Source organism: Actinomadura logoneensis, assembly GCF_003428695.1.
Taxonomy (GTDB): Bacteria; Actinomycetota; Actinomycetes; order Streptosporangiales; family Streptosporangiaceae; genus Spirillospora; species Spirillospora logoneensis.
Window position 1 is genome coordinate 1 of record NZ_QURH01000732.1, and the last position, 3,446, is coordinate 3,446.

2 protein-coding genes are annotated in these 3,446 nt (G+C 76.2%); both read right to left on the reverse strand.

Annotated features, from left to right (window positions below):
* The coding region (locus DZF91_RS26380; protein ID WP_268915979.1) for a beta-ketoacyl synthase N-terminal-like domain-containing protein at positions 1-2,033 on the reverse strand (2,033 nt) is incomplete at its 3' end.
* Positions 2,034-2,122: 89 nt separating this feature from the next.
* Positions 2,123-3,100, reverse strand: coding sequence for a DUF1702 family protein (locus tag DZF91_RS26385; RefSeq protein WP_199486905.1), 978 nt, complete (start codon positions 3,098-3,100; stop codon positions 2,123-2,125).
* Positions 3,101-3,446: the final 346 nt, after the last annotated feature.

Below are 3,446 nucleotides of genomic sequence, written 5' to 3' on the forward strand. Positions count from 1 at the left end.
AGCGCGTCCGCGCCGACCGCGCCCGCCCAGTGCAGCGCGGTGATCTCGCCGAGGCTGTGCCCGACCGCGACGTCCGCGCGCAGCCCGAGGCGCTCCAGCACGCGCAGCCCGGCGAGCGAGCCGGTGGCGATGCGCGGCTGCGCGACCTCGGTCGCGGCCATGTCGCCGGTCTGCGGCAGCCGGACGCGGGAGTACACCGCGTCCGCCTCGGCGAACCGGCGGCGCAGCGCACCCCCGGTCGTGGAGCGGCCCGCGCCCTGGCCGGGGAACAGGTAGCCGACGCGGGCGGGGCGGGTGACGTGGCCGAGGAACGCCGACCCGTTCGGGGTGTACAGCGCGGTCTCGCCCGCGTCCAGCGCCTCCAGCAGCCGCCGCAGCTCCCGCTCGGCCTGCTCGGGCGAGGTCGCGATCACCGCCGCCCGGTAGGGCCGTCCGGACAGCCGCCGGCGCGCCGCGTCGGCGACGTCGGCGAGCTGCGCGTAGGACACCGACGGCACCCAGTCGGCCAGCTCGGCGACGCGGGCGCGCAGCTCGGCGGTGGTCCCCGCGTCGAGCAGCAGCAGCTCGGCGTCCTGCGGGGACGCGGCGAGCTCGCGGGTCACGGCGTCCAGCCCGCGCCCCCGGCCCCGCCCGTCCTGCCCGTCCCCCTCTCCCTCCAGGACGATGTGGGTGTTGATGCCGCCGAAGCCCATGGCGGTGACCCCGGCGCGCACCGGCGCGTCCTGCGGCCACGGCTCGGCCCGGCGCAGCGTGCGCAGGGGCGCGCCGTCCTCGGCGAGCACCGGGTGCGGGTCGACGCTGCCGACGCTCGGCGGCAGCACCCGGGCGTCCACGGCGAGGACGGCCTTGATGAACCCGGCGACCCCGGCGGCGGCCTTGGTGTGCCCGATCATGCCCTTGATGGAGCCGATCGCGGCGGGCGGCGCGTCCGGGGCGGCCTCGGCGCGGGCGGCCGACAGCGCTGTCAGCTCGGTGGTGTCGCCGACGGCGGTCCCGGTGCCGTGCCCCTCGAACAGCGCGACGGTCTCGACGCCGAACCCGGCCCGCTCGTAGGCGCGGCGGAGCGCCAGCCGGTAGCCGCTGACCTCGGGCCGGGTGATGCCGCCCTTGCCGTCGGACGAGACGCCCCACCCGGCGACGGTCGCGTAGACGCGGCGGCCCTGCTCGCGGGCCAGGTCCGCGCGCATCAGCACGACCATGCCGCAGCCCTCGCCCGGCCAGAAGCCGTTGGAGTCGCGGTCGTAGACCCGCATCTCGCGGCGGGCGAGCGCGCCGGTCTTGGCGAACCCGATGATCTCGAACGGGTCGATGGACAGGTCCACGCCGCCGGCGACCGCGACGTCCAGCTCGCCCTCCAGCAGCGCGCGGCACGCGGTCGCCACCGACAGCAGCGACGACGAGCACGCGCCGTCCACGGTGTAGCCGCCGCCCTTGAGGTCGAAGTAGTTGCAGACGCGGCCCGCGATCGTGTTGGACAGGCCGCCCGCGAGGGTGTCCTCGTCGATGGCCGGGAACGGCTCCTTGTACCGTTCCTCCAGGTCCGCCAGGAACGACCCGAGCCGGTCGTCCGCCCAGCCCTCCTCGCGCAGCGCGGCGGCGAGCGTCCGGCGGACGTACGGCCAGCGCAGCCGCATCAGGTTGGCGCGGGCGAACTCCCCGGTGAGGGTGTTGCCGACGACGACGCCCGTCCGCTCGCGCGGCAGGCCCTCGCCGCCCGGGAAGCCCGCGTCGGCGAGCGCCCGGCCCGCCACGTCCAGCGCCAGCCAGTGCGTCAGGTCGGTGGACCGGTAGGTGCTCCCGGCGATGCGGTGCCCGACCCGGTCGAACTCGTAGCCCTCGATCACGGCCGCGTTGGTGGCGTAGAAGCGGTCCGGCGCGGCCGGGTCGGGGTCCCAGTAGTCGGCCAGCCGCATCCGCTCGTCCGGCAGCCGCCGGAAGGCGCGCCGCCCGGCGAGGGCGTTCTCCCACAGCTCGCGCGGCGAGGCGGCGTCGGGGTACCGGCACGCCAGGCCGACGACGGCGATCCTGCTCATCCGATTTCCCTGTTCTCCCTGGTCGTCCGGAACGCCGCCCGCGTCGGCGGAACGGCCCGCCGCGTCGGCACGGCCCGTGCGGGGGGCGCTCATGCGAACTCGGCGGCGATGCGCTGCCGCCACGTCTCGTAGGCGGGCACCGGACCGTCCGGCCCCTGGACGGCCCGCCCGGGGTCGTCCGGCAGCCGCTCGGCGCAGACCAGCGCGGCCCGCTCCGGCGTCGTCCCGCAGAACACCTCGGTGGCCATCGCGACGTGCGGCACCATCAGGTCGGCGCGGAGCCGGGCCTCGGCGCCGAACGCGCTGCCCTGCGCGAGCATCGGCCGGTGCTCCCCGGCGCGGGCGAGCAGCCCGGCCAGCTCCTTCTCCTCCGCGCCGCCCGCGTAGGTGGCGGCGAGGCCGACGCCGCTGTACAGGTCGGCGCGGCGGTGCTCGGGGAAGTCCTCGACGGTGTCGGCCACGAGTTCGGCGTCGGTGCCGCACACGAACCACAGGGCGCGGCCGACGCCCTGGTCGACGACCCGCGCCGGGTAGCCGTGCGGCCCCCCGCCGGGCCAGGTGAAGCCGTCGTCACGGAACCGCTGCCGCACGTACCGCTCGGTGTGGAAGTACGCCTGGTGGAAGCCGTAGCCGTCCAGGACGAGCCAGCGCAGCAGCGGGTCGGGGGCGTGCAGCGTCCCCCACCGGAACCGGGGCAGCCGGGCCATCGCCCAGCCGATCCCCACGTAGGCCATGTAGACGTGCGGCGCGGCGGGGCCGGCGAGGAACCTCGCGGTCCGGCCCCCGCCGCCGCCCGGCAGCCCGTCCAGGACGGCGAGGGCCATCGTCGCCCCCTCGTAGGCGAACCCGCGGAAGCGGGTCGGCACCCGGTCCAGCCGCGCGGCGGCGGCCTCGGGCGCGGGGGCGAGCATCGCGGCCTCGTAGCCGTCCACGAAGGTGCCGCCGATCGTCTCCAGCAGCCCCCGCGCGTCGGGGTTCTTCACATGGAAGCCGCGGACGTCCAGATGCGTCTCGGATTTCTTCGGTGTGAGAATTCGACTGCGGAGCCTGCGCCATTGATTCGCCAAGATGTGCTCCCGGATTCGGTGCCCGGTCGGGTCTTCCTCTGGTACGAATCTGCCGCGCCGGGCACCGGGCGGCCACTTCGCCCGTGCTTCGGAAAGGGCCCCGCACGATCGGAGAGGCCCCGGCGGGGAGGGAAAGAGAAAGAAAGGCACGCGAAAAGAACCGGAAACGCGTCCCCGCCGCCGTCCGGGACGGCGGCGGGAGACGTTTTCCGGTTCGGCTCGCGGACGGTGCGCGTCAGCCGGGCGCGGTGGCGCGGCCCCCCGAGGCCGGGCGCACGAGCACGGTCACGCCGGTGCGCTCACGCGAGCACGGTCATGCGGGCGCTGTCGCCGACGGCCCGGACGC